This is a genomic window from Thioalkalivibrio sp. AKL12, from assembly GCF_000377925.1.
In the GTDB taxonomy this organism is placed as follows: domain Bacteria; phylum Pseudomonadota; class Gammaproteobacteria; order Ectothiorhodospirales; family Ectothiorhodospiraceae; genus Thioalkalivibrio; species Thioalkalivibrio versutus.
The window spans coordinates 1-25,358 of the sequence record NZ_KB898912.1 but is presented as its reverse complement, the minus strand read 5'-3'; the positions used below and the strand labels follow the sequence as shown (position 1 = coordinate 25,358).

The following is a 25,358-nucleotide window of genomic DNA, read 5'->3' as shown; positions in this document are numbered from 1 at the left end:
GGGCGTGTTTCTTGGGTACTTCTTTGCACGAGCAAAGAAGTACCTCGCGGCGCGCTGGCGAGTCAGCGCCAGGCGGTATGTGGACCGAAGCCACCGTAAACACCAGAGGACGAACCAGGGCCAGCCACCACGAGGCAGGCGGCCGGGCGAAGGCACCAGAAGGCCGGAGCAGCTCCGCCGCCGGTCGACGGAATCAGGCGTTGGCGCGCCAGCGGCAGGTGCCGCCGGCCGCCTCGTCCAGCGTCTGCAGCAGCGCCTCGTGCGCCGCCTGCTCCTCGGGCGTCGGCTCGATCACCGGCAGCGGCTTGCCCGAGCGACGCGCCTTGACCGGGCCGGCCGCGGCATCGCCGTCGCCTCCGGAATCCAGGGTCAGCGCCACCTGCCCGCCGGTCATCGCCAGATAGACATCCGCGAGCAGCTCGGCATCGAGCAGCGCCCCGTGCAGGGTGCGCCCGGAGCCGTCCACCTCGTAGCGCTTGCACAGGGCATCCAGGGAATTGCGCGCCCCCGGGTGCATACGCCGCGCCATCACCAGCGAATCCAGCACGGTGCTGACCTCGGCCACCTCGGACGCCGGCGCCACATCGCCCAACAGGCGCAGCTCGTTGTTGATGAAGCCGACATCGAAGGGCGCGTTGTGAATGATCAGTTCGGCCCCACGAATGAAGTCGACAAAGTCATCGACGACATCGGCAAATCGAGGCTTGTCGGCCAGAAACTCGTTGGTGATCCCGTGCACCGCGATCGCGCCGGCGTCGATCTCGCGATCCGGTTGCAGAAACTCGTGCAGCTTGCGCCCGGTGGGGCGGCGGTTGTCCAGCTCCAGGCAGCCGATCTCGATAATGCGGTGGCCGTCGGAGGGGTCCAGGCCCGTGGTCTCGGTATCCAGCACGATCTGGCGCATCGTGGTTTCCTTCAATTCTCGATCGGTTCGCCGGCCAGCAGGGCATCAATGCCCGCATTGGCCAGTTCGTCGGCGCGCTCGTTCTCCGGGTGACCGCTGTGGCCCCGTACCCAGTACCACTCGATATCGTGGCGCTGGGCCTGTGCATCCAGTTCCTCCCAGAGATCACGGTTTTTCACCGGGGAGCCGCTGGCGGACTTCCAGTTGCGCCGCTTCCAGCCCGGCATCCACTCGGTCACGCCCTGCTTCACGTACTTGGAATCCGTGACCAGCTCCACCTTGCAGGGGCGCTTCAGGGTCTCCAGCGCGCGGATGGCCGCGGTCATCTCCATGCGGTTATTGGTCGTCTCGGCCTCGGCCCCGTAGAGCTCGCGCTCGCGCCCGTCGAAGCGCAGGATCGCACCCCAGCCGCCCGGCCCGGGGTTTCCACGGCAGGCCCCGTCGGTATAGATGTACACGCGTTCGTCAGCCATGCGTTCGGCGGGCTCCAGAATGAGAGGAGCGCGAGGATACCAGCCCCGGACGCATCGCGGGGTTGGGCATGGCGAAGCGGAAACGCGGCTCCGGACGCAGGGGCATGTTCACCCGCTTGTGGGCCACGGTCAGGATCATGCTGGCCAGCGGCGGCAGACCGCGCAGGGTCCAGGCATCCATGGTGGCCAGGCGTTTCTGCCAGGCGGCGGGCAGCCCCGGTGGGAGCAGGCTCAGGCTCCACTGATCCAGCACCTCGAGATCCGCCGCCTCCAGCAACTCGCGATATTGGCGCCGCCGCAGGCCTTCGGGCAGAGGCGAGGCGCGCACCCCGTTGCGCCCACCGCGCTGCAGGCGGTTGCCTTCCAGCAGAAACACCCGTCCCTCGGGCTCCAGCACCCGGGCTGCCTCGGCCACCACCGCCGCCGGTTGCTCGCTCTGGGCGCAGGGATGGGCGAGCACGATGCGCCCGGCACAGGCGGACTCCAGCGGCCAGGCCTCGGGGTCCATGCGCAGCGCCGGGCGCGCCGAGGCGATCCGGATCAGCGGGGCCTGCAGGGCATCGCTGTCCTCCAGGATCGGCACCGGCGCCAGCTCCACCGCCAGCCCCCCGGGGCCCGGATCGCCATAGCGCCGAATGCGTTCCAGAAAGCGCTCGCGGACCCTCCGCCCCTGCGGCTGGGCATACCAGTGCGCCAACCAAGTCAGGAATGGGTCTTGGTGATCCCCCATCTCTGGTTTATCCTCCAGCGCCATGACACCACGCCTCCGCACACGACTGACCACCGCCCTGATTCTCGGCCTGACGGCGATCTTCGCCTCTGCCTGTAGCCTACACGACTCCGAGCGCACGCTGGACACCTCGGCGGCTGATCGGCCGATCGTGGAACCGCGCACGACCGAGGACGTGCAGGCCGCGATGGAACGCCAGCAGCGCGACGCCGCGCAACGTGCCGCCGAGACCGACGACCTGTGGGAGCGCGCGCGCCTGGGCTTCGGCTTCAACGACGCGCTGGACCACGAGCGCGTGGATCGCTATATCAGGCACTACCGTGACCATCCACGGATCATCGAGTACAGCACCCGGCGCGCGGAGCCGTTCGCCTACTTCATCCTGTCCGAGATCGAGGCGCGCGACATGCCCGCCGAGCTCCTGCTGCTACCGATCGTGGAGAGCGGCTTCGTCGCCCAGGCGACCTCGCGCAGCCGCGCGGCGGGGATCTGGCAGTTCATGCCGGCCACCGGCGACTATTTCGATCTGTCGCGCGATCACTGGTACGACGGCCGCCGCGACGTCTACAAATCCACCCTCGCCGCGCTGGACTACCTCCAGGCGCTGCATCGACGCTTCGACGACTGGTACCTGGCCCTGGCCGCTTACAACTACGGCCAGGGCAACATCCAGCGCGCGATCGACCGCAATGCCGCCCGCGGCGAGCCCACTGACTACTGGAGCCTGGACCTGCCGTCCGAGCCGACCGCGTACATCCCGCGACTGCTGGCCCTGCGCCACCTGTTCCTGGACCCCGATGCCCACAACATCGCCATCGCGCCCATCGCCAACGAACCCGCGCTGGAGATGATCGAACCCGGCCAGCAGGCGGATTTCTCGCTAATCGCGGAGCTCGCCGACCTGGATACCGAGACCCTCAAACAGCTCAACCCCGGCTACCACCGCCATGCCACCCACCCCGGCGGCGCCCAGCACCTGTTCGTCCCGCGCGAGGCGCTGCCCACCCTCGAGGCGGCACTGGAGACCCGCAACGATGAACCGCTGCTCCGGTTCCGCGAATACACCGTGCGCTCGGGCGACAACCTCGGCCAGATTGCCCAGCGCGCCGGCACCCGCGTCGCCGTGCTGCGCGACATGAACAACCTCGACGACGACATGATCCGCGCCGGTCAGACCCTGCGCCTGCCGGCCTCCGCCCCGAGCGAAGAGGCTCCGCTGCAGGTGGCCGGCGACAACGGCCAGTTAGCGGAGGACTATCAGGTGCAGGCTGGCGACAGCCTGTGGCACATCAGCCAGCGCACCGGCATGTCCATCGGCGCCCTGCGCGCCGCCAACGACCTGGACCCGGACGCGATCCTCCGCCCGGGCGACACCCTGAAGGTGGTGCGCGCCGATCCCGACCGTGGGCCCGACGGCCAGCGCGTCGAGTACGAGGTCCGCCCCGGCGACTCGCTGTCGACCATCGCTCGCCGCCACCAGGTCAGCATCGGCGACCTGCGGCGCTGGAACGGGCTGAACGGCGACGGCATCCGAGCCGGAGAGACCCTGACCCTGTACCTGGCCAGCGCCGATGGAGAGACGATCGCCCAGAGCGACGCCTGAACCGCGACGACATCGACGCCACGAAAAAGGCCCCGGTTGAACCCGGGGCCTTTTTCGTGCGCAAGCGAGCCGCGGCCGGCTTCAGTGGTCGGCGGCCGCCGCCCCCGGTGCTTCCGATTGCAGGCGGACGGTTTCGGGGTCCAGCCCGGCCGCGCGGAAGAGCTGCTCGAAACGCCGTTTCGGCACATGCAGGCGCAACTGGATCGACCCGTCCGGCGTGGTCTGCTCGGCCTCCACGGCCTTCTCCTCGTAGAGCTGGGCGCGCAGGCGCCCGGCCGAGGCCGGGAGCTCGACCCAGCCCTGGGTCATGGACTCGGTGAAGGTCTCGGCCAGGCGCTGCTCCAGGCGCTCCACACCCTCGCCGGTATGCGCCGACAGCCAGAAGGCATCGTCCGCCATGCCGAAACGGTCGTCCGGGTCCTCGGCCGGGTTCTCCAGCTGGTCGATCTTGTTGTACACCCGCCAGCAGGGGACGTCCTCGGCACCGATCTCCTCGAGCACCTCCTCGACCTGCCGGATGCGCGCCTCGCGCTCCGGGTCGGCGGCGTCGATCACGTGCAGCAGTAGCGCCGCCTCGCGGGTCTCGGTCAGGGTCGCCTTGAACGCGGCGACCAGCTCGTGCGGCAGGTCGCGCACGAAGCCGACGGTGTCGGCCAGGATCAGCGACTGGTGCGGGGCCAGGTCCAGACGGCGCAGGGTCGGGTCCAGAGTCGCGAACAGCTGATCCGCCTGGTAGACGTCGGAATGCGTGAGGCGATTGAACAGGGTCGACTTGCCGGCGTTGGTGTAGCCCACCAGCGAGACCGTGGGGATCTCGTTGCGCAGGCGCGCCTGACGGCCCTGTTCGCGGGTGCGTTCGACCTTCTCCAGACGCCGCTCGATGTGCTTGATGCGCCCGGCCAGCAGGCGGCGGTCGGTCTCCAGCTGGGTTTCCCCCGGACCGCGCAGGCCGATCCCGCCCTTTTGCCGCTCGAGGTGGGTCCAGCCACGCACCAGGCGCGTGGACATATGGCGCAACTGGGCCAGCTCCACCTGCAGCTTGCCCTCGTGGGAGCGGGCGCGCTGGGCGAAGATATCGAGGATCAAGCCGGAGCGATCCAGCACCCGGGCCTTCAGGTGGGCCTCGAGGTTGCGTTCCTGGCTGGGCGACAGGGCGTGATTGAAGATCACCACGTCGGCACCCGACGCCTCCACCGCATCGCGGATCTCGTCGGCCTTGCCGGCACCGACGAACAGCTTGGGGTGCGGCCGGTCGCGCGAGCCGCGCACCACCGCCATGATCTCGGCCCCGGCGGAGCGCACGAGCTCGTCGAATTCCTGGACCTGGGCCTCGATATCGGGGTTGTCCCCGACATTCAGCGCGACCAGGACCGCACCATTGCCGACGCGCTCGTCGCCGGCACTCTCCGGACGCTCAAACAAGCCAGGGAGCCGCTGATTGTTGGACACGTTCGCGTTGGTGTCCCCTGTTTTCCGAAACAAGGCGCGGTGCGCAGCCGGTAGTGGTTCTACCGGCAAGGGCCGCAACGCAGGATCGGGGAACAGGGGACACCAACCCCGAAGGGGCTCGGCCGCTTTTGGGCACGCACAGCGTTGCGGCTCCCTTGTGCAGAGTGACTGCACGGCAGTCGCCGCGCCTTGTTCGCACACAAAAGCGACTCGAGCGCGAACGTGCCCAATAATCAGCGGCTCCCTCGGGGAGACCTCCACTCATGTTCAGGACTCGGCCTCGGCGGAGGCGGGGGCCGCTGCCTCGCCCTCGAGATTCATGTTCACCTGACGGGCCGGCACGATCGTGGAGATGGCGTGCTTGTACACCATCTGCGAGACCGTACTGCGCAGCAGCACCACGAACTGGTCGAAGGATTCGATCTGCCCCTGCAGCTTGATCCCGTTCACCAGGTAGATGGAGACCGGGATCCGGTCCCGACGCAGCGCATTCAGGAAGGGTTCCTGCAACATTTGCCCTTTGGCCATCGGTGCGTTCCTTGATCGTTATTATTGGTTCGCGACCCGCGCCGGCGGCTCGAGGTCGGCCCGCCGCACGGTCAGGTTGAAGCGTAGCATACCGGCTTCGCGGCGCCGCTCCAGGCGTACACCGGGCGTTATTCGGACGTCGCCGCTGCGGGGGCCGCTATCCGTGCAGCCTGGATGGCCCGCAAAGCCTGCGACAAATCCGCGTCCTCGGCGTTCAACCGGGCATGCAGGGGGAAGCGCCGCAGCCCGGTGAGCTGGCGTTTTGCGAGCTGGCGGGTCGCGGCGATGGCCCGCTCGCGAAAGGTCGCAAAGTCGCATTCGCCGGCCAGCCACTGCCAGCCCTGGCGATACCCCACCGCCCGCTGCGACGGGTGCTCCGCGGTCAGGCCGGGGCGACGGGTCAGGGTCATCAGTTCGTCGACGAAGCCGGCCTCCAACATCGCATCGAAGCGGTCGGCGATGCGGATGCGCAGGCGCTCGCGATCCGCCGGCCACAGGGCCAGCGACACCCAGCCCGCCGGGACCGTCGCGGCCGCGCCACTCTGGAAGCCCGACAATGGCTGGCCACTGGCCGCGTACACCTCCAGGGCGCGCAGGATGCGTTGCGGGTCGTTCGGGTGGATGCGCGCGGCGGCCTCGGGGTCCACGGTGGCCAGCTCGGCATGGAGGGCCACGGCACCCTCGTGTTCCAGACGGGCACGCACGGACTCGCGGACCGCATCCGGGACCGGCGGGATCGGATCGAAGCCGTCCAGCAGGGCGCGCAGGTAGAGCAGCGTGCCGCCCGCCAGCAGGGCGACCCGGCCGCGGGCATGAATGGCATCGATCGCGGCGCGGGCATCGCGGGCAAAGTCGGAGGCGTTGTAGGTGTCCTCCGGGTCGCGGATATCCAGCAGGTGATGCGGGGCGCGGGCACGCTCGGCGGCGTCCGGCTTGGCGGTGCCGATATCCATGCCGCGATAGACCAGCGCGGAATCCACGCTGACGATCTCCGCGTCCAGGGCCTCGGCCAGCGCCAGCGACAGCGCGGTCTTGCCGCTCGCGGTGGGACCGGCCAGCAGGATGACCGGCGGCCGGCCCCCATCCAGTCCGGCCATCAGCGTCCTCGCAGGAACAGCCGGTCCAGCGCCGAGTGGTCCAGCTCCACCCAGGTCGGGCGCCCGTGGTTGCACTGGCCGGAGCGCTCGGTGGCCTCCATGTCGCGCAGTAACTGGTTCATCTCGGGCAGGGTCAGGCGCCGCCCCGAACGCACGGAACCGTGGCAGGCGATCGTTCCCAGTACCGCGTTCATCGCCCCCTCGGCCCGATGGCTGTAGCCGTCGGCCGCGAGGTCCGCCAGGACATCGCGCACGAGCTGCGCGGTGTCCTGGCCGCGCAGCAGCGCGGGCGCCGCGCGCAGAGTCAGCGTCTCGGGGCCGGCGCGGTCGAGCTCGAAGCCGAGTTCCCCAAGCAGGTCCGCGCGTTCCTCGGCCAGTTCGGCCTCGGCCGGGGTGACGTCCAGGGTCTCCGGCACCAGCAGCGGCTGCGAGGTCACCCGTGCCCCCTCCCATTCGCGCTTGAGACGTTCATAGGTGATGCGCTCGTGGGCCGCGTGCATGTCCACCACGATCAGGCCGCGGGGGCTCTCGGCCAGGATGAAGGTCTCGGCTACCTGCCCCAGGGCAAACCCCAGGGGCGGCATGCCGTCCGGGTCCGCTGCGGGCGCACCGGACGTGGCGGATGGCATCGGGGTGTCATAAGCGGCGGGCCGCGCCTCGGCCACCGCAGACGTCCCGCGGAACTCGGCCCAGGCCGCACCAAAGCCTGGATCGCGCCCGACCGGCTCAAGTCGCGGTTCGCGAGGGGGCGCGTACCCACCGCCCGCACCCGGCACACCCAGCCCGGACAGCGGGCGATCCGCCTGCGCCGGCATGGGCATGGGGCGACCGGCGGGGGCCGGCGCACCCATGTCGGGTACCGCCGCGGCATGCCCGGAATCCCCCGGACGCAACGCGGCAAGCGCCTTGTGCAGGCTGTGGAAGATGAAGTCGTGAACCATGCGCGACTCGCGAAAGCGCACTTCCTGTTTGGTCGGGTGCGCGTTCACATCCACCTGGGTCGGATCCAGTTCCAGGTCCAGCACGAACATCGGATGCCGCCCGTGGTAGAGCACGTCCTGATAGGCCTTGCGCACGGCCGCGGCCAGCACGCGGTCGCGGATCGCGCGGCCGTTGACGAAGAAGAACTGCTGATCGGGCTGGGCGCGCGACTGGGTCGGCGAGCCCAGCCAGCCGGACAGCGCCAGCCCGGCGCGCTGTTCGTCCACCGGGGTCGCATGCTCCAGGAAGGCATCACCCAGCAGCGCCCGCACCCGTTCGCCGGGGTCGTCGGCCGCCGGCAGGTCCAGGGTGACGCGGTCATTGTGGCGCAGGCTGAAGGCGACCTCGGGACAGGCAGCCGCCTGGGTGCGGATGACGTTCTCGCAGTGGTTGTATTCGGTGCGTTCGGTACGCACGAACTTGCGCCGCGCCGGGACGTTGAAGAACAGGTCGCGGACCTCGACGGTCGTGCCCACCGGATGTGACGCCGGGGCGGCCTCGCGGAAGACATCGGAGCCGTCCCCGGTCAGGCGCCAGCCGTTGCGCTCGTCCGCCACCATGGAGGTCAGCGACAGCCGCGAGACGGAGGCGATCGAGGGCAGGGCCTCGCCGCGAAAGCCCAGCGTATGCAACGCCTCAAGGTCGTCCATGCAGGCAATCTTGCTGGTGGCATGGCGCGACAGGGCCAGCGGCATCTCGTCGCGATAGATCCCGCTGCCGTTGTCGCTGATCTGGATCAGGCGGACGCCGCCCTGCTCCAGGCGCACATCCACCCGCGTCGCCCCGGCATCCAGGGCGTTCTCCAGCAGTTCCTTGACCACCGAGGCCGGGCGCTCGATCACCTCGCCGGCGGCGATCTGATTGATCAGTTGTTCGGAGAGCTTTGCGATCGCCACGCGCGACACCTGGGAGAGACGAGAACCGGGTGCCTAGCCTAACCGGGGCAGCGCCGGAGTGCCTAGCCGGCGGCCGAACAACGCCTGCAAGACGTGACGGGCTGCCCGGAGGTTCCGGGCTCAGGAGTCGCGGGGGATACGCAGGACCTGGCCGGCGTAAATGCGATCGTCGCGGACATCGTTGGCCGAACGCAGGTCCGCCAGCGACAAGCGATAGCGATCGGCAATCCCGGAGAGGGTCTCGCCCGGGCGGATGATGTGCTGGTCGGGCTGGCCGTCGGCGATCAGCGTGCCCGGACGGGCATGGGTGGAGAAGTACGACCGCAGCCCGGTCAGCAGGGCGTCCGCCAGCGAGTTCTGGAAGGTCGTGCTGCGCAGCTTGCGCTCCTCGGAGGGATTGGAGATGAAGGCCGCCTCGACCAGGACCGACGGCACATCCGGCGAGCGCAGGACCGCGAAGTTCGCGCGCTCCACCTCCGGCTTGCGCACCTTGCCCACCCGGTGGAGCTCCGCGATCATCCGCTCGGCCAGGGTGTTGCTGGCCTCCAGGCTCCCGCTCTGGGCCAGGTCCAGCAGCACGTTGGTCAGGGAGTCGTCCTTGCCGTTGATCGGCACCCCGCCCAGGCTCAGATCCGCCTGGTTCTCGCGCTGGGCCAGGAAGCGCGCCGCCTCGCTGGAGGCCCCGCGCTCGGACAACATGTAGACCGACGAACCCTGCACGTTGCGATTGGCGATCGCGTCGGCGTGGATGGACACGAAGATATCGGCGTCCGCCTTGCGCGCCCGTTCGATGCGCTCGCGCAGGGGCAGGAAATAGTCTCCACTGCGGGTCATCACGGCCTTCATGCCGTGCTCGCTGTTCACGCGTTCGGCCAGACGCTTCGAGATCTGCAGGACCACGTCCTTCTCGCGGGTGCCGGCGGGGCCGATGGCACCCGGATCATGCCCACCATGACCGGCATCGATGGCGACCACGACATCGCGCAGGTCCTCCTGCGAGCGCCCACGGCGGGAGCCGTTGTTCTCCGCCGAGCGCGGCGCGGCGGGTGCCTCGCCGCTGGTCAGATCCAGGACCAGGCGGTGCGGCGCACCCTGTGCCGGCATCAGCACGAAACTGCTCGGCTCCACCGGCTTGCGCAGGTCGAACACCACGCGCAGATCGGAGCCATTGCGTGCGGCATGGCGCACGGCCCTGATCGCCGAGCGCGGGTTATCGCTGATGGTCAGGTCTTCCACGGCCCGCGCGTTCTCCAGATCGACCACCAGGCGGTCGGGAGACTGCAGGTGGAACATGGAGTATTCCGCCTCACCGTCCATGTCGAAGACCAGACGGGTGGTTCCGCCATCCACGGACATACGCACGCGCCGGACGTCCGTGCGAGCCAGGGCCGGCAAAGGCATCCCGACCAGCCCGAGGGCAGTCATGGCGCGCAGCAGCTGGCGGCGGCGCAGATCCGGCGATGTTGATTGGCCCACGGCGTTTCCCTTTGTAATCAGGGGTTCTGACTACATTGTGGACGCTTTTTCTGGAAAAGCAATAGCGATTTTCTTTCTTTATGAGCGAGATATCGCGCATTGTGCGCGTGGCGGGCCAACTCCGGGGCAGCCCCGGCGTGTCACCCTGTCACGATCTCCTGGTCCCGAAGCACCCGGTGGTAGGCCGCCGCCAGCGGCCCCTCCAGCCACAGCTCCCGACCTTCGGCTGTGCCCTCGCGATGCGCCAGGCGCACCACCAGATCCGGCGCCGGCAGCCAGCCCACACCGCGCTCCGGCCACTCCACCAGCCACAGGACATCGCCCCCGAAGGCCTCGCGCACCCCCAGGTACTCGAGTTCTTCGGGATCACCCAGGCGATAAAGGTCGAAGTGCAGGACCTCGCGCCCCGCCAGCTCATACGGCTCCACCAGGGTGTAGGTCGGACTGCGGACCGCGCCTTCATGCCCGAGCCGGCGCAGCAGACCCCGAACCCAAGTGGTCTTGCCGACACCCAAATCACCCTCCAGGAACACGATATGCGGGGCGTCGAGCGCCACCAGCGCGGCCCCGGCCGCCTCGGTCGCCTCCAGGTGCGGGAGGACCAGAGGGGCCGCTGCCACCGTCATGCCCCACCCCCGGACGCGGCCGGCAGGGCTTCGGCCAGATCCCCGGCCAGCATCCCGCGCGCCCCGCCCAGGCGGTCACGCGCGATGCAGGCTGCGGCGCAGTGCCAGGCGGCCCCGATCTCCGCGGCGCTGCGCGCATCCGCGCCCTGCCCGCGCAGCGCGGCGATGATGCCGGTCAGCACGTCCCCGCTGCCGGCGGTGGCCATACCCGGGTGGCCGCCGGTGACACAGGCCAGCGGCTCCGCACCCGAACTGGCGACCAGCGTGCCCGCCCCCTTCAACAACACCACTCCACCCAGGCGCGCGGCCAGCGCCCGCACCTGCCCGGGGCGATCGGCCTCGATAGTGGCCACGTCCTGCCCCTGCAGACGGGCGGCCTCGCCTGGGTGCGGGGTCAGCACCCAGTCCTCGCCCCGGCGCGGGGCCTCGGCCAGCAGGTTCAGGGCATCGGCATCCACCACCCGGGGCAGGTCGGCATCCGCCACCGCCAGCCACAGGCCACGACCCCAGGCGTCCTGTCCCAATCCCGGTCCCACCGCGACGACATCGACGCGACGCATCAGGGCCTGCAACTCGCTGGCGTCCGCCACGCCACGCACCATCAACTCGGGTCGCTCCAGGTTCGCCCAGGCCGCATGCTCGGGGTGCGTGGCCAGGGTCACACGGCCGGCCCCGGCGCGCAGGGCGGCCGTCGCCGCCAGCCGCGCGGCCCCCGAGTAGCCGGGCGCGCCGCCCACGATCAGCACATGCCCACAGTCGCCCTTGTGCGCCCCCGGGCGCCGTACCGGCAGACGCTGCCGCCAGTCCTCTGGCCCGACCCGACGCGCAACCGGCGCGATGCCATGGGCCACCGAGGCAGGGAGATCGAGCGGGGCCACCTCCACCTGGCCGACCCGGTCGACCGCGGCCCCGGTATGCAGGCCCAGCTTGTCGGCGATCATGGTCAGGGTGTGATTCGCCCTGACCGCCTCCCCCAGGACCCGGCCGCGATCGATATCCACGCCCGAGGGCACATCGGCCGCCAGCACCTGCCGCCCACTCGCGTTCAACGACTCGATCACCGCGCCGTAGGCATCGGTCAGCGGCCGCTCCAAGCCGATCCCGAACAGGCAATCCACCCACAGGTCCGCGGCCGCCGGGTCGAAACTTTCCAGGGCATGGACCTCGCCGCCGCCCTCCTGCCAGCGCCGATGGGCCTGGCGACCATCGGACTCGGGGCGCGCCCGCGAGGGGCCGCCATGGACCCGCACCTCCAGCCCGGCCTCGGCCGCCAGCCGGGCAAGCACGTAGCCGTCTCCGCCGTTGTTGCCGGGCCCGCACAGGATCCCGATGCGGCGGGCCTGCGGCCAGTCGCGGCGCACCACCGCCAGCAGGGCCTGACCGGCACGCTCCATCAGCTCGCCCGGCGCCATCCCCGGCAGGGCCAGGCCGGCGGCATCCAGGGCCCGCATGCCCGCGTTATCGAACAGTGCGCTGGTCAATGCTTGTGGGTCGGGTTCATGATTCACGCCATCACCTCCGTCGCGGAAGCCGAAATCGTGCCTCAGCGCCTCGATCCACGCCAATCCACCGAGCTTGCCGAACGCATCCGCGACTGGGGACGCGAGCTCGGCTTCCAGGCCGTGCGCATCGCCCCCGCCGAGGTGCCCGAGGCGGATCGCCGGCATCTGGACGACTGGCTGGCCCAGGGCTCGCACGGCAACATGGACTGGATGGCCGACCGCGCCCCCCTGCGCCACGCCCCGGATGCCCTGGTGCCCGGCGTGCAGCGCATCATCAGCGTGCGCATGGACTACTTCCCGCCGGCCACCCGGCGCCCGGCGATCCAGCTGGCCGAACGCGATCACGCCTATGTCTCGCGCTATGCCCTGGGCCGCGACTACCACAAGCTGCTGCGCAAGCGCCTGACCACCCTCGCGCGCCGGATCGAGGCGGAGGTCGGGCCGTTCGGCTATCGCGCCTTCACCGATAGCGCGCCAATCCTGGAAAAGGCCCTGGCCGCCCGCGCCGGGCTGGGCTGGATTGGCAAGAACACCAATCTGCTGGCGCGCGAGAGCGGCTCCTGGTTCTTTCTCGGGGAGCTGTTTACCGACCTGCCACTGCCACTGGACGAACCCGTGGACGAGCACTGCGGCCAGTGCACCGCCTGTCTCGATGTCTGCCCGACCCGGGCCTTCCGCGGGCCATACGACCTGGACGCCCGCCGCTGCATCTCCTACCTGACCATCGAACTGAAGGGTGCGATCCCCGAGGACCTGCGCCCGCTGATCGGCAACCGCATCTACGGCTGCGACGACTGCCAGCTGGTCTGCCCCTGGAACCGCTTTGCCGAGGTCACGGCGGAACCCGACTTCATCGCCCGCCACGGTCTGGATAGCGCCACCCTGGTCGAGCTGTTCGCCTGGGACGAGGCAACCTTCCTCGCCCGCACCGAGGGCATGGCCATTCGCCGAATCGGCCATGCCCAGTGGCTACGCAACCTCGCTGTGGCCCTCGGCAACGGTCCGGCCACACCCGAGGCGGACGCAGCCCTGGCCGCCCGCGCCGAGCACCCCTCCGAGCTGGTGCGCGAACACGCCGCCTGGGCGCGCGAACAACTGCGCAACCCCCCGCACAGCGCGCCCCTGTCCACGGAAAACCTGTCCCGGCTCACCCAAGCGCCCGGGTAAGCCGGGCAAGCAGAAACCGCCCAGGAAGAGGCAAATCCGCACCTCCCAAGGTTGCCAGTGCCGGCGCAACCGGCGACACTCCGGTGCCGAATCACGCCCCGACGCGGGGCCCGGCCCGCCACCAAAGGTTCAGCCCGCCGCCATGCCCGATCACCCGGACACCACGCGCTATCAGCGGATCTTCGAACAGGCGCCCGAGGCTCATCTGGTCCTCGACCGCAAGGGCGGGATCGTCGCGGCCAACTACGCTGCCTGCGAACTGCTGGGCTATACCAGCGCCGAACTGACCGGCGGCGTGCACATCACCGAGCTGGACCTGCAGGCCACTCAGGACGACGTGGACCAGGCCCACTCCAACCCCGAACAGCGCCTCCCCGCGCACTTCGAAAGCCGCTACCGGCGCCGTGACGGTGGCGAATTTCCGGCCGAGGTGCACATCAACGCGATCCGCACGGACGGCGAGCTCGAGGTCTTCGCGACCGTCCGCGACATCACCCGCGAGCGTCAGTCGGAGCAGGCGCTGAAGAGCCTGGAGACCCAGCTGGGCGCGACCATTCGCCACGCCCCACTGATCCTGTTCGCGCTGGACGCAGACGGCCGATTCACGCTTTCCGAGGGGGCCGGGCTGCAGGCCCTGGGTCTGAACCCCGGCGAGGTGGTCGGGCGCAATTTCCGCGACGTCTATGCGGACCAGCCCGGCACACTGGAGGCCGCCGAACGCGCCCTCGCGGGCGAAGCCTTCCAGTTCGAGGACACCGTCAACGGTACGCATCTCAGCGTCTCGTGGATCCCCATGAAAGACCCAGAAAAGGGTCCGGACGGCGCACTCGGCGTGGCCTGGGACGTCACCTCGCTGCGGGCCGCGGAGGCCGCCACGGGTGCCGAACGGGACCGCCTGCTAACCACGCTGCAATCGATCAGCGACGGGGTCATCACCGCAGACACCCACGGGCGCCTGACCTACCTGAACCCCGCCGCCCAGGTACTGCTGGGGCTGGATGCCACCAGCGCCCAGGGCCGCCTGGTGGACGAACTGCTGGACCTGGAAGACACCCGGACGGGGGCCAGCGTGCTCCGCCCGGTGGAACACTGCCTGAACCTGGGCGGTACCGTGGAATCGCCCGAACGCATACTGCATCGCGCCGACGGCGAAACCCGCGTGGTACGCATGCTGGCCTCGCCCCTGCAACGCCCGAACCGCGAGGCCCAGGGTGTGGTGGTCGTGCTGCACGACCACACCGAGCTGTGGCAGATGACCCAGCAGCTCAACCATCAGGCGACCCATGACGACCTCACCGGCCTGTGCAACCGCCGCGAATTCGAGCGGCGGCTGGACCAGGCCCTGCACATTCAGGAGGAGGGCGAGACGCCGCATGCGGTGTTCTACATGGACCTCGACCAGTTCAAGATCATCAACGACACCTGCGGTCACCAGGCCGGCGACGAGCTCCTGCGGGAACTCTCCGAGCGCCTGCGGCACCTGATCCGCGAGAACGACACCCTGGCCCGGCTGGGTGGCGACGAATTCGGCGTGCTGCTGTGCCACTGCCCGCCCGAACGCGCCGAGGCGATTGCCCGGAAGATGCTGGAGACCGTCCAGTCCCTGCGCTTCGCATGGGAGGGCCGGCGTTTCGATGTCGGCGTCAGCATCGGTCTGGTGCCGGTCAGCGGCCCGGAACAGACCCTGCCCGAGATCCTCAGCCAGGCGGACTCCGCCTGCTACGCCGCCAAGGAAAACGGCCGCAACCAGGTCTACGTCTGGCAGCCCAGCGACCAGGCCCTGCGCCGCCGACGCGGGGAGATGGAATGGGTCGGCCGCATCCGCTCGGCGCTGGAGGAAGGGCGCTTCGCGCTGTTCGGCCAGGCCGTCCACCCGCTGGGTCCGGTCGCCCCGGACCTTGCCCATGTCGAGGTGTTGATGCGCCTGCGCGACGAGGATGGCCGGCTGATCCCGCCGGGCAGCTTCATCCCGGCCGCGGAGCGCTACCACCTGATGCCGGATATCGACCGCCACATCATCGACAACGCCTTCGCCATGCTCGCCCGGCATCGTGCGCCGCGCGAGAACTCATCCCACTGCGACCCCACTCTGGCGATCAACCTCTCGGGCCAGTCGCTGGCGCAGGAGAGCATGCTGGAGTTCGTCACCGAGCGCCTGCAGCACTACGCGATCCCGCCGCGCTGCATCATCTTCGAGATCACCGAGACCGCGGCCATCAGCCACCACGAACGCGCCCAGAGCCTGATCCGCACCCTGCGCTACATGGGTTGTCGTTTCTCCCTGGACGACTTCGGCAGCGGTCTGTCGTCATTCGGGTACTTGAAGAACCTGCCGGTGGACTTCATCAAGATCGACGGCAGCTTCGTGCGCGATATTGCCCACAACGCGGTGGACTCGGCCATGGTCACGGCCATTCACCGCGTGGGTCATGTCCTCGGCCTGCGCACCATCGCCGAATGTGTCGAATCAGCCGCGACCATGGACCGCCTGCGCGAGATCGGCCTGGACTTCGTGCAGGGCTTCTACCTGTCGGAACCGGCCCCGCTGGAGCAACACCTCACGCTCATCGACAGCAGCGTCCGCTGACGAGCGATACCCATTTCCGAGTGTTTTCCTTGGTTTTTGCCGGCGCTTTCGCTTCCGGTGCGGGGACTTGCTAGCGTAGGACCGAACAATAATCGGAAAACCACGCACTTATGCCGTATTCGGAACAACGAATCACCTCCACGCGCCGCTGGTCGGACAAGACCTTCAGCTTCACCACCACGCGCCCGGAGGGTCTGGAATTCAAGAACGGGCAATTCGTGACCCTGGGGCTGCGCCCCGAGGGCAAGCTGATTCCGCGTGCGTATTCGATCGTCTCCGAACCCGAGGCCGAGGAGCTGGAATTCCTGAGCATCCACGTGCCGGATGGCGCCCTGACCAGCCGCCTGGCCGAGGCTGGACCGGGTGATTCAATCTGGATCAACACCAAGGTCACCGGCTCGCTCACCTTCGACTACGTGCAGCCGGGTCGCACCCTGTACATGCTGGCCACCGGCACGGGGCTCGCCCCGTTCATCTCGCTGATCCGCAGCCCGGAGCTGTTCGAGCACTTCGACAATGCAGTGCTGGTACACAGCGTGCGTACCGTCGAGGAACTGGCCTACCGCCAGGAGATCGAGTCGCGCATCAGCGACCGCCTGCGCTACGTGCCGACCGTGACCCGCGAGAACCACGACTTCGCCTGCCCGATCGCGCAGCAGCCCTACGACAACAACCAGCGTGGCGCCGACATGTTCCGCTCCGGCGAGCTGAGCCAGATCCTGGATCTGCCGCCCGCGGATCCGGAACACGACCGTGTGATGCTGTGCGGCAACCCGGCGATGAACCGCGAGATGAGCGAGTGGCTCACCGAACACGGCTGGACCCAGACCAACTACAAGGGCGTGGGTACCTTCACCGTGGAACAGGCCTTCGTCACCACCATGTCGGACTCGGACGACTGAACCTCAGCCCCGGACCAGCAGGACCCAGCGGGCCGCGTTGATCCGCTGCAGTTTGGCCGTGTCGCCACCCCGGTCCGGGTGGTGGCGCTGCGCCATCCGGCGGTACTGTCGGCGGATCGTGTCGGCATCCACCGGGTCCGCAAGCTCCAGCACCTCCAGCGCCTGCTCGCGTTGCTGGTCACGCCCCAGCTGCGACCAGAACTCACCCAGAAGCGCCTCCACCGCCGCCGCATCCATGGTTTCCAGCTGCGCCAGGTCGAGGTAATAGGCCCGCAGTGGATCATGCGTCGCCAGAAGCCCATCCACCGCGCCACCTTCCCGCACCGGCTCGATCCCGATATCCAGGCAGTGGATACGCAAGCCTTCGCCGCCCTCCGCAAGGCGGTCGCACAGCCGGTACAGGCAGTGGAACAGCACAAAGTGCGCCTGAAACAGGCTCAAGGGCTCCTGCAGCCGCGCCCCGGCAAACGGCTCCACGCCCGCGTCGCGCAACTGCGTGATCAAGGCGTGCTCGGTCAGCCCGTCCGACTGCGTGCGCAGGCACTCCAGCACCCGTTCCAGCAATGCCGGATGGACCGGTGACGCGACCGCATCCGAAGCGGCTGTCATGCGCCCGGAAACTCCCCGTCGACATACACCCAGCGCCCGTCTTCGCGGCGAAAACGACTGCGCTCGTGCAGGCGTACGCCCTGACCGCGCACCCGTGACCGGGCAATGAACTCGACCCAGCCTGTCTCGTCGTCCGGCCCACCCGCCTCGGTCGCACGTATCGCGAGCCCCAGCCAGCGCTGTTCCGGGGCCAGCTCCATGGATGCCGGGCGTGTCGCGGCCGCCCAGGTCGCCAGCAGATAGTCCTCACGCCCTTCCACAAACGCGGCATAACGCGAGCGCATCAGCGCCTCCGCCGTGGGGGCCGAGGCCGTACCATCCAGATACGGCCCACAGCAGGCGGCACGGTCCTGCCCGGACCCGCAGGCACACGTATCGACCTTCTTTCGGCTCGCCTTGCCCAAGCCCCATCTCCCGTTCATCTGCGTTCCAGCCAGCATGCCCGAGCTATCGCCCACGGTCGAACCCTCACTTTGGCACTGGTCTTTCGCCAGCGAAATCGGTAGCGTGCGTATCACGATCCCGGAGGGAACAATGGCCAACATCCTGATCATGGGCTGCGGCGATCTCGGCGGTGCCGTTGGCCAGCAACTTGCCCACGGCGGACACTCCGTCTGGGGCCTGCGCCGCCGGCCGGAGCACATCCCCAAGCCGATCCAGCCCCTGGCCGGCGACTTCGGCGTCGCGGACGGCTTGCCGGAGCTGCCACCGGCGCTCGACACCGTTTATTTCATCGCCACCCCGGGCGAGTTCACCGAGCCCGCCTATCGTCGCGCCTATGTCGACGGCCTGCGCAACACCCTGACCGCCCTGGAACGGGCCAGCCAGCAGCCGCGCCGCGTTGTATTCGTCTCCAGCACCTCGGTCTACGGCGCCGACGACGGCCGCTGGGTGGACGAGACCAGCCCCACCGAACCCACCCGGTTCTCCGGGCGCGCCCTGCGGGAAGCCGAGCAGTTGCTGGCCGACAGTCCCTTTTCCGGCGTGGTCGTGCGCTTTGGCGGCATTTATGGCCCGGGGCGCGAGTACCACCTGCGCAAGGTGCGCGAGGGCGTGCGTGGTCAGCACGAAGCGCCGGTCTGGACCAACCGCATCCACCGCGATGACTGCGTGGGCCTGCTGACCCATTTGTTCCATCTGGATGACCCCGACCCGATTTATCTGGGCGTGGATGACGAGCCCGCCCTGCGCCACGAGCTGCTCGCCTGGCTGGCACAGGCGATGGAGATCGATCCGCCCGGCACACCGCCGATGCCCGAGGGCGAAGTCTCCGGCAAGCGCTGCTGCAACAAGCGCCTGCATGCCAGTGGCTATCGCCTCCAGTATCCCGACTACCGCACCGGCTACCGCGCCCTGCTCGACCACATCGCCACCACCTGAGCCGCCTCCTGCCTTGTTCTGGCTGGCCCCGGTTCGTCGTCCAGTGTTTACAGTGCCTTCGTCCGGCCGCCTGCCACGCGCTCTCTCGCGAGCGCACCGCGAGGCACTTTCTTGCTTGCCCAAGAAAGTGCCCAAAGAAGGGCACCCGGATTTCGCCCGGGAACCTTGCTCCAGGGCCCTCGGGCCGGCGGCGCTGAACTCGCTACGCTGCGCTTCGCTCAGACATCCAGCGCCTTCTCCCGGCCCGAGCACCCTTCCGCAAGGGGCTCCATACGGGAGGAGAAGGTCAAAACAACAGGTATTCCTGCCCCGTGGCACAACAACAGGCACAGCCGTTCGAACACCCTCGGCGCCCGCTCTGCGGGCGCGGCACGCAACGGCCAAAGGCCGAGCGAGCCCGAGATGTCCGAAGACCTAGCCATCATCCATTAGCAATCTCGTTGGAATCGCCGTTGTCTTGACCTTCCTCCCCGTTGTCGTCGCGCCGAGTGGAGAGGCTTTTCGCGGGAGACAAGGCGCTGGATGTCTGAGCGGAGCCGCAGGCGCAGCGAGTTCAGCGCCGCCCGCGAAAAGCCTCGGAGCGAGGGAAACCCCGGCCCGCGCAGCGGGCCGGGGTCGCGGCAGTCGGGCGTGTTTCTTGGGTACTTCTTTGCACGAGCAAAGAAGTACCTCGCGGTGCGCTGGCGAGTCAGCACCGGGCAGTATGCGGACCGAAGGCACTGTAAACACCCAACGACGAACCGGGACCAGCCACAACAAGGCAGGCGGCAGCCTGGAGCCACCGTAAACACCGGACGACGAACCAGGGCCAGCCTACACGGCAGTAGCCGGCCAACGGCATATCCCCCGGGCGGCCAGCGCGCCGCGCCGTTATAATGCGCGGCTTTCCCTACACTCCGACCCGAGCGCGCCCGCGATCATGGACAAGAGCTTCGACCCGAAAAGCATCGAACAGACCCAGTACGACCGCTGGGAGGGCGCGAACGTCTTCGCGCCGCCGGCGACGGGCGAGGCCAACTACTGCATCCTGCTGCCGCCACCGAACGTGACCGGCACCCTGCACATGGGGCATGCCTTCCAGCACACCCTGATGGACACCCTCATCCGCTATCGGCGGATGCACGGCGACCGCACCCTGTGGCAGGGCGGCACCGACCACGCCGGGATCGCCACCCAGATGGTCGTCGAACGCCAGCTGGCCGCCGACGGCAAGGGCCGCCACGACCTCGGGCGCGAGAAATTCCTCGAGGCAGTCTGGGACTGGAAGGCCGAATCCGGCGGCACCATCACCCGCCAGATGCGCCGCCTGGGCGACTCCATGGACTGGTCGCGCGAGCGCTTCACCATGGACGACGGGCTGTCCGACGCGGTGCGCGAGGTCTTCGTGCGCCTGCACGAGGAGGGCCTGATCTATCGCGGCAAGCGCCTGGTCAACTGGGACCCGGTGCTGCACACCGCGCTCTCCGATCTCGAGGTCCTGTCCGAGGAAGAGGTCGGCCACCTGTGGCACTTCCGCTATCCGCTGGCCGACGGCTCTGGCCATCTGACCGTCGCGACCACCCGCCCGGAGACCATGCTGGGCGACACCGCCGTCGCAGTGCATCCGGAGGACGAGCGCTACCAGCACCTGATCGGCAAGACCATCCGGCTGCCGCTGGTCGGGCGCGAGATCCCGATCATCGCCGACGACTACGTCGAGGCCGAGTTCGGCTCCGGCTGCGTGAAGATCACCCCGGCGCACGACTTCAACGACTACGCGATGGGGCAGCGCCACGACCTGCCGGTGATCAACATCCTGACCATCGACGCCTGCATGAACGACAATGTGCCGGCCGCCTATCGCGGGCTGGACCGCTACCAGGCCCGGCAGAAGGTTGTCGACGACCTGGATACAGAAGGACTGCTCGAAAAGATCGACGACCACAAGCTGATGGTCCCGCGCGGCGACCGCTCCGGCACCGTGGTCGAGCCTTATCTGACCGACCAGTGGTACGTGAAGGCCGGCCCGCTGGCCGAACCGGCGATCAAGGCAGTGGAGGACGGCCGCATCCGCTTCGTGCCGGAAAACTGGTCGAAGACCTACTTCGAGTGGATGCGCAACATCGAGGACTGGTGCATCTCGCGCCAGATCTGGTGGGGCCACCGCATCCCGGCCTGGTACGACACCGACGGCAACGTGTACGTCGGGCGCTCCGAGGACGAGGTGCGCGCAAAGCACGGCCTGAGCGCGGACGTGGTGCTCGAACAGGACGAAGACGTGCTGGACACCTGGTTCAGCTCGGCGCTGTGGCCGTTCTCCACCCTCGGCTGGCCGGAGAATACGCAGGAGCTCCAGGACTTCTACCCGACCAGCGTGCTGGTCACCGGCTTCGACATCATCTTCTTCTGGGTCGCCCGCATGATCATGATGGGCGAACACTTCATGGGCGATGTCCCCTTCCGCGAGGTGTACGTCACCGGCCTGATCCGCGACTCGGAAGGCCAGAAGATGTCCAAGTCCAAGGGCAACGTGATCGACCCGATCGATCTCATTGACGGCATCAGCGCCGACGACCTGGTCGCCAAACGCACGCGCGGCCTGATGCAGCCGCAGATGGCGCAGAAGATCGAAAAGGCCACGCGCAAGGCCTTCCCCGACGGCTTCCCCGCCTTCGGCACCGATGCCCTGCGCTTCACCCTGGCGGCACTCGCCACCACCGGGCGCGACATCAAGTTCGACCTCGGCCGCATCGAGGGCTACCGCAACTTCTGCAACAAGCTGTGGAACGCCTCGCGCTTTGTGCTGATGAACGTCGAGGGCCACGACTGCTCCGCCGCGGCCGATACCGCGGAGCACCGCACGCTGGCCGACCGCTGGATCCTTGACCGCCTGGCCGCCACTGCCGAGACCGCCACGGCGCAGCTCGATGCCTACCGCTTCGACCTCGCCGCGCAGACGCTCTACGAGTTCACCTGGCACGACTACTGCGACTGGTACCTGGAGCTGACCAAGCCGGTGCTGAACGACGACGCCACGCCGGAGGCGGTCAAGCGCGCCACACGCAATACCCTGGTCACCGTGCTCGAGGCCCTGCTGCGCCTGCTGCACCCGGTGACCCCGTTCATCACCGAGGCCATCTGGACCAACGTGAAACCACATGCCGGCATCAGGGATGACATCGAATTCCTGGTGCAGCGCCCCTGGCCCGGCCGCGACGGCTTCCCGCGTGACGCGACCGCCACGGCCGAGCTCGACTGGGTCAAGGACTTCATCACCGGGCTGCGCCGCATCCGCGCGGAGATGGACATCGCCCCCGCCAAACCGCTGCCGGTGCTGGTAAAGAACTGGACCGACGCCGACCAGGAGCGCTACACCCGCCACCGCGGCCTGCTGGAGTTCCTCGCCAAGCCCGAGAGCGTCACCTGGCTGGACACGGCCGACGAGGCCCCGGAATCGGCGATGGCCCTGGTCGACGACATGCAGCTGCTGATCCCGCTGGCCGGGCTGATCGACAAGGGCGCCGAGCTCGCGCGCCTGGACAAGGAAATCGGCAAGCTCGACAAGAACCTCGAACAGAGCGAGCAGCGGCTTTCCAACGCGAGCTTCGTCGACCGCGCCCCGGCCGAGGTGGTGCAGAAGGAACGCGACCGCGTCGCCGAGATGCACGCCACCCGCGACCAGCTCGCCGCCCAGCGCGAACGCATCCGCGCGATGTGAGGGCGCTGTTCACCACGAGGCACACGCAGCAGACCGGAAAAGCATTGACGGGAGACGGGAAGGATCCAGGCTGACGGGCCGTACTGAGGACCGGCTGCACCCAAGGCGGTAATAGCCTCGGGCCCATACCCCTTGAATCCCTGTTGATCGCTCTTGCCCGCCTTCGTGTCTTCGTGCGCTTCGCGCTTGAAGAACATCAGCTGATCCGTTCGAGCATACCCCGGTGGCGGATCAGGCGCGCCAGGGTGCGGCCGGTGTGGTACCAGTGCAGCATCCAGCATTCGCGCGCCAGGCGCGCCGCCGATACGGTGGAGCCCGGCTCCGCCGGACAGGGGCAGACGCGCAATCCCATGCCGCGCGCGATGGCGACCGCGCGGGCGAGATGGAAGCGACTGGTCACCAGCACCAGGGGCGCATCACCGGCCTCCGGCGTCGCCGTCAGCAGATCGCGCGCATTGCGCAGATTCTCCAGCGTATGCCGCGAGGCGTCTTCGGTACGGATGCGCGTCGCCGCAATCCCGTGGTGTTGCAGAAAGGCCGCGCCCGCGGCGGCCTCGCTGGGGGCCCCGACGGAGGTCTGCCCGCCCAGCACCAGGATCCGGGCATCGGGGTTCCGGCGCGCCAGACGCACGGCGCGCAGCAGGCGCAGGCGGTAGCCCGGACCGGGCGCCCCCGACTCCAGCTGCTGCCCCAGCACCAGGATGCAGTCCCCGCGCCCGGGGCAGCGCCGCCGCCGCGACCAGTGCACGGTGTAGAGCCACAGCACCAGCCAGGACAAGCCGCCGGTGGCCAGGATGATCAGATTCGACAGCGCAAAGGTCGCCAGGCCGTCCGGCCCGATGCGACCCAGTCCGACGCGCACCTCGCCCATGGGAGCCTTCTCAGGCCTCGTCTTCGGGCGTGGTGCCGCCGGTGAAGTGCAGCCGCGCGTTGCGCCGGCGCCGCGCCCAGAAGGCCAGGGCCCGCGGCAGGTTCAGCGCCATCTGCACGTAGTACACCGTCTTGAAGGCGCGCAGGGACCACTGCACACGGGTATTGCGGTAGACATCCCCGGCCAGCAGCGAGATCACCGCCTGCTCCATCCCGAAGGTATTGCGCGGCCCCATGAACAGCTTGCGCATCACCGGGCTGTTGAAACGATAGATCAACCAGGAGAAACGGCGGACGCCACGGCGCACGTCGCGCTCAAAAGCACGCAGATAGCGTGCGGAGCGCGCCGGATGCTCCAGGCAGCGATCCACCGCATCGGCGGCGCGGAAGCCCCCCGACATCGCGATATAGACCCCGCTGGAGAACACCGGGTCGACAAAGGTGAACGCATCGCCGACCAGCAGATAACCCGGGCCGTGGGCCTGACTGGAGCGGTAGGAGAAATTGCCGGTGGCGTTGACCGGGCCGGCCAGCTCCGCGCCCTGCATGCGCTCGAAGGCCGGCGGGCAGAGCTTCAGCGTGTCCCACAGGAACGTCTCGGGCTTGGTCTTGCGCGTCTTCAGGTATTCGGGAAAACAGACCGCGCCCACGCTCATCGCCCCGTCGCGCAACGGGATCATCCAGATCCAGCCATGCTGGAACCAGTAGATACTGATGTTGCCGGCATCGCGCCCGGCACGCCGCGGCACGTTGTTGAAGTGCCCGAAGATCGCGGCGCTGTTGTGTTCCGGGTTGCGCGCCTTCAGGTCCAGACGGCGCGCCAGGAAGGTATCGCGACCGGAGGCGTCGACCACGAAATCGGCCTCGAACTCCAGCGTGTTGCCGGATGCATCGCGCGCGGTGACCTGCTGGGTCCCGCCCTTGGCGGGATCGGCCAGGGCGACATCGAATACAGTGACCTCTTCCAGCACCCGCACACCCAGGCGGGCGCTGTTTTCCAGCAACAGGTGGTCGAACTCCGAACGCCGCACCTCGCATGCCGACGCGGGTGTGTCGTCGTTCAGGGCACGCTCGAAGTAATAGGTTCGCGGCGCGTCGGGCGCCTCGGGGATGGTGAACTCGGCCCCGTGCTTGGGGATGCCGATTGCCGCGATGGCCTCGGCCACGCCCAGTTCCTCGAACAGCGGCATATTCATCGGCAGCAGGGATTCGCCGATGTGGAAGCGTGGATGCCGGGCCTTTTCCAGCAGCACCACGTCGCGCCCCTTCTGCGCCAGTCGGGAGGCCACCGTGGAGCCGGCGGGGCCTCCTCCGATCACCACCACCTGGCAGCGCCCGTCGGTTACGGCTTCCTGTCCCGGTTGTATCAAATCACGTCTCCGCTTGCCCGCCCGCACAACCCCAGAAAGGCGACCCGGTCTGGTCGCGAGGGTACCACGGCCCCTCGGGTGTGGGTATCATCGGCGCCCACAGCAGGGTGACCCTCGCGCGAACGGCAAGTTCGGAGGCGATCACAAAATGCGCACATCACTGCACCGGGGGAACACGTGCCATCACAAACAGCGTTCGAACAGGAAGTCGCTCAACTGATCGTGGACAGCCTTAGGAAACACTGATCAATGGGCCTGCATCCGGCTCGGTGCCCCGCCGAAGCGTTTTTGGAAGGGCACTGGGGCCATTACGGCCGGCCTGGGCCCCTGTAACCGCCGTTTTTGGCGGTTACAGGGGCGATTTCCGGTCCTGCGGACACACTACCCCTGCGGCAGGAGTCCCCATCGTCGCGCACGGTACAGGTTCGCCAGGGCGAACAGGCTGTGCAGCTGCGCGGTGTTCTTCTTGAGGCCCCGGTAACGCACCTTGCGATACCCGAACAGGTTCTTC

General features: G+C 68.5%; 21 protein-coding genes and 1 pseudogene. 6 read left to right on the top strand and 16 right to left on the bottom strand.

The features are described from left to right. Positions 1–193: 193 nt before the first annotated feature. Genes dnaQ through D579_RS0113625 form a run of 3 tightly spaced genes read right to left on the bottom strand, consistent with a single transcriptional unit; the run spans position 194 to position 2,131 of the window. Positions 194–904 carry a DNA polymerase III subunit epsilon gene (gene dnaQ, locus D579_RS0113635; protein ID WP_018168068.1) on the bottom strand — a complete coding sequence of 237 codons (711 nt, stop codon included), beginning with the start codon at positions 902–904 and terminating at the stop codon, positions 194–196. An 11-nt stretch (positions 905–915) separates the two neighbouring features. Further along, positions 916–1,377, bottom strand: a complete 462-nt coding sequence (gene rnhA / locus D579_RS0113630; protein WP_018145389.1) for a ribonuclease HI — start codon at positions 1,375–1,377, stop codon at positions 916–918. Next, on the bottom strand, positions 1,370–2,131 hold the full coding sequence (locus tag D579_RS0113625; protein ID WP_018145388.1) for a hypothetical protein: 762 nt from the start codon (positions 2,129–2,131) through the stop codon (positions 1,370–1,372). The genes rnhA and D579_RS0113625 overlap by 8 nt, the downstream gene beginning before the upstream one ends. Between D579_RS0113625 and D579_RS0113620 the strand changes: the two genes are divergently transcribed. After that, on the top strand, positions 2,130–3,710 hold the full coding sequence (locus D579_RS0113620; RefSeq protein WP_018952351.1) for a LysM peptidoglycan-binding domain-containing protein: 1,581 nt from the start codon (positions 2,130–2,132) through the stop codon (positions 3,708–3,710). The two genes, D579_RS0113625 and D579_RS0113620, sit on opposite strands and share 2 nt — an antisense overlap. Positions 3,711–3,791: 81 nt before the next feature. Here the strand turns inward: D579_RS0113620 and hflX are convergent, their stop codons facing one another. From hflX to D579_RS0113585, 7 genes are all read right to left on the bottom strand, one after another. Continuing rightward, complete coding sequence (hflX, locus tag D579_RS0113615; protein WP_018175823.1) at positions 3,792–5,132, bottom strand: ribosome rescue GTPase HflX; 1,341 nt, start codon at positions 5,130–5,132, stop codon at positions 3,792–3,794. Positions 5,133–5,426: 294 nt separating this feature from the next. Continuing rightward, positions 5,427–5,687 carry an RNA chaperone Hfq gene (gene hfq / locus D579_RS0113610; protein WP_018175824.1) on the bottom strand — a complete coding sequence of 87 codons (261 nt, stop codon included), beginning with the start codon at positions 5,685–5,687 and terminating at the stop codon, positions 5,427–5,429. A 128-nt stretch (positions 5,688–5,815) separates the two neighbouring features. Next, positions 5,816–6,784: a tRNA (adenosine(37)-N6)-dimethylallyltransferase MiaA gene (gene miaA, locus D579_RS0113605; RefSeq protein WP_018175825.1), complete on the bottom strand. Its 969-nt coding sequence runs from the start codon at positions 6,782–6,784 to the stop codon at positions 5,816–5,818. After that, a complete protein-coding gene (mutL, locus tag D579_RS0113600; protein WP_026289541.1) occupies positions 6,784–8,661 on the bottom strand; it encodes a DNA mismatch repair endonuclease MutL in 1,878 nt (625 codons plus the stop codon). Before mutL ends, miaA begins: the two co-directional genes overlap by 1 nt. Before the next feature lie 120 nt (positions 8,662–8,781). Continuing rightward, positions 8,782–10,086, bottom strand: coding sequence for an N-acetylmuramoyl-L-alanine amidase (locus D579_RS0113595; RefSeq protein WP_051074781.1), 1,305 nt, complete (start codon positions 10,084–10,086; stop codon positions 8,782–8,784). 191 nt (positions 10,087–10,277) lie between these two features. Then, entirely contained in the window at positions 10,278–10,763 is a 486-nt protein-coding gene (gene tsaE / locus D579_RS0113590; protein WP_018939006.1) for a tRNA (adenosine(37)-N6)-threonylcarbamoyltransferase complex ATPase subunit type 1 TsaE, read from the bottom strand. Then, positions 10,760–12,244: a bifunctional ADP-dependent NAD(P)H-hydrate dehydratase/NAD(P)H-hydrate epimerase gene (locus tag D579_RS0113585; RefSeq protein ID WP_018952348.1), complete on the bottom strand. Its 1,485-nt coding sequence runs from the start codon at positions 12,242–12,244 to the stop codon at positions 10,760–10,762. Before D579_RS0113585 ends, tsaE begins: the two co-directional genes overlap by 4 nt. Before the next feature lie 18 nt (positions 12,245–12,262). Between D579_RS0113585 and queG the strand changes: the two genes are divergently transcribed. The 3 genes from queG (at position 12,263) to D579_RS0113570 (ending at position 16,921) form a co-directional block, all read left to right on the top strand. Continuing rightward, on the top strand, positions 12,263–13,432 hold the full coding sequence (queG, locus tag D579_RS0113580; protein WP_018952347.1) for a tRNA epoxyqueuosine(34) reductase QueG: 1,170 nt from the start codon (positions 12,263–12,265) through the stop codon (positions 13,430–13,432). A 142-nt stretch (positions 13,433–13,574) separates the two neighbouring features. Then, on the top strand, positions 13,575–16,019 hold the full coding sequence (locus D579_RS0113575; protein WP_018952346.1) for an EAL domain-containing protein: 2,445 nt from the start codon (positions 13,575–13,577) through the stop codon (positions 16,017–16,019). A 110-nt stretch (positions 16,020–16,129) separates the two neighbouring features. Further along, the gene (locus tag D579_RS0113570) at positions 16,130–16,921 is read left to right on the top strand and encodes a ferredoxin--NADP reductase (RefSeq protein ID WP_018145376.1); all 792 of its coding nucleotides are present in this window, start codon (positions 16,130–16,132) and stop codon (positions 16,919–16,921) included. A gap of 3 nt (positions 16,922–16,924) precedes the next feature. Here D579_RS0113570 and D579_RS0113565 read toward each other — a convergent pair whose 3' ends face one another. Together D579_RS0113565 and D579_RS0113560 are read right to left on the bottom strand one after the other, a co-directional pair. After that, positions 16,925–17,530 carry a DNA-J related domain-containing protein gene (locus D579_RS0113565; protein WP_018952345.1) on the bottom strand — a complete coding sequence of 202 codons (606 nt, stop codon included), beginning with the start codon at positions 17,528–17,530 and terminating at the stop codon, positions 16,925–16,927. Next, a complete protein-coding gene (locus D579_RS0113560; RefSeq protein WP_018175832.1) occupies positions 17,527–17,934 on the bottom strand; it encodes a YchJ family protein in 408 nt (135 codons plus the stop codon). The genes D579_RS0113565 and D579_RS0113560 overlap by 4 nt, the downstream gene beginning before the upstream one ends. Positions 17,935–18,064: 130 nt before the next feature. Between D579_RS0113560 and D579_RS0113555 the strand changes: the two genes are divergently transcribed. Then, positions 18,065–18,910, top strand: coding sequence for an SDR family oxidoreductase (locus D579_RS0113555; RefSeq protein WP_018952344.1), 846 nt, complete (start codon positions 18,065–18,067; stop codon positions 18,908–18,910). Positions 18,911–19,128: 218 nt separating this feature from the next. Here the strand turns inward: D579_RS0113555 and D579_RS15385 are convergent, their stop codons facing one another. Further along, positions 19,129–19,335: a hypothetical protein gene (locus tag D579_RS15385; protein ID WP_018952343.1), complete on the bottom strand. Its 207-nt coding sequence runs from the start codon at positions 19,333–19,335 to the stop codon at positions 19,129–19,131. A gap of 494 nt (positions 19,336–19,829) precedes the next feature. On the opposite strand from D579_RS15385, the gene D579_RS0113545 reads away from it, so the two are divergent. After that, positions 19,830–22,607, top strand: a complete 2,778-nt coding sequence (locus tag D579_RS0113545) for a valine--tRNA ligase (RefSeq protein ID WP_018952342.1) — start codon at positions 19,830–19,832, stop codon at positions 22,605–22,607. A gap of 196 nt (positions 22,608–22,803) precedes the next feature. On the opposite strand, the gene D579_RS0113540 is transcribed toward D579_RS0113545, so the two are convergent. The 3 genes and pseudogenes from D579_RS0113540 to D579_RS15140 form a co-directional block, all read right to left on the bottom strand. Beyond that, positions 22,804–23,478 (bottom strand): YdcF family protein, encoded by a 675-nt coding sequence (locus tag D579_RS0113540; protein WP_018952341.1) that lies wholly within the window; start codon positions 23,476–23,478, stop codon positions 22,804–22,806. A 10-nt stretch (positions 23,479–23,488) separates the two neighbouring features. Then, positions 23,489–24,802 carry an NAD(P)/FAD-dependent oxidoreductase gene (locus D579_RS0113535; protein ID WP_018145368.1) on the bottom strand — a complete coding sequence of 438 codons (1,314 nt, stop codon included), beginning with the start codon at positions 24,800–24,802 and terminating at the stop codon, positions 23,489–23,491. A gap of 426 nt (positions 24,803–25,228) precedes the next feature. Continuing rightward, a pseudogene (locus D579_RS15140) lies at positions 25,229–25,358 on the bottom strand (IS5/IS1182 family transposase); the annotation flags it as partial.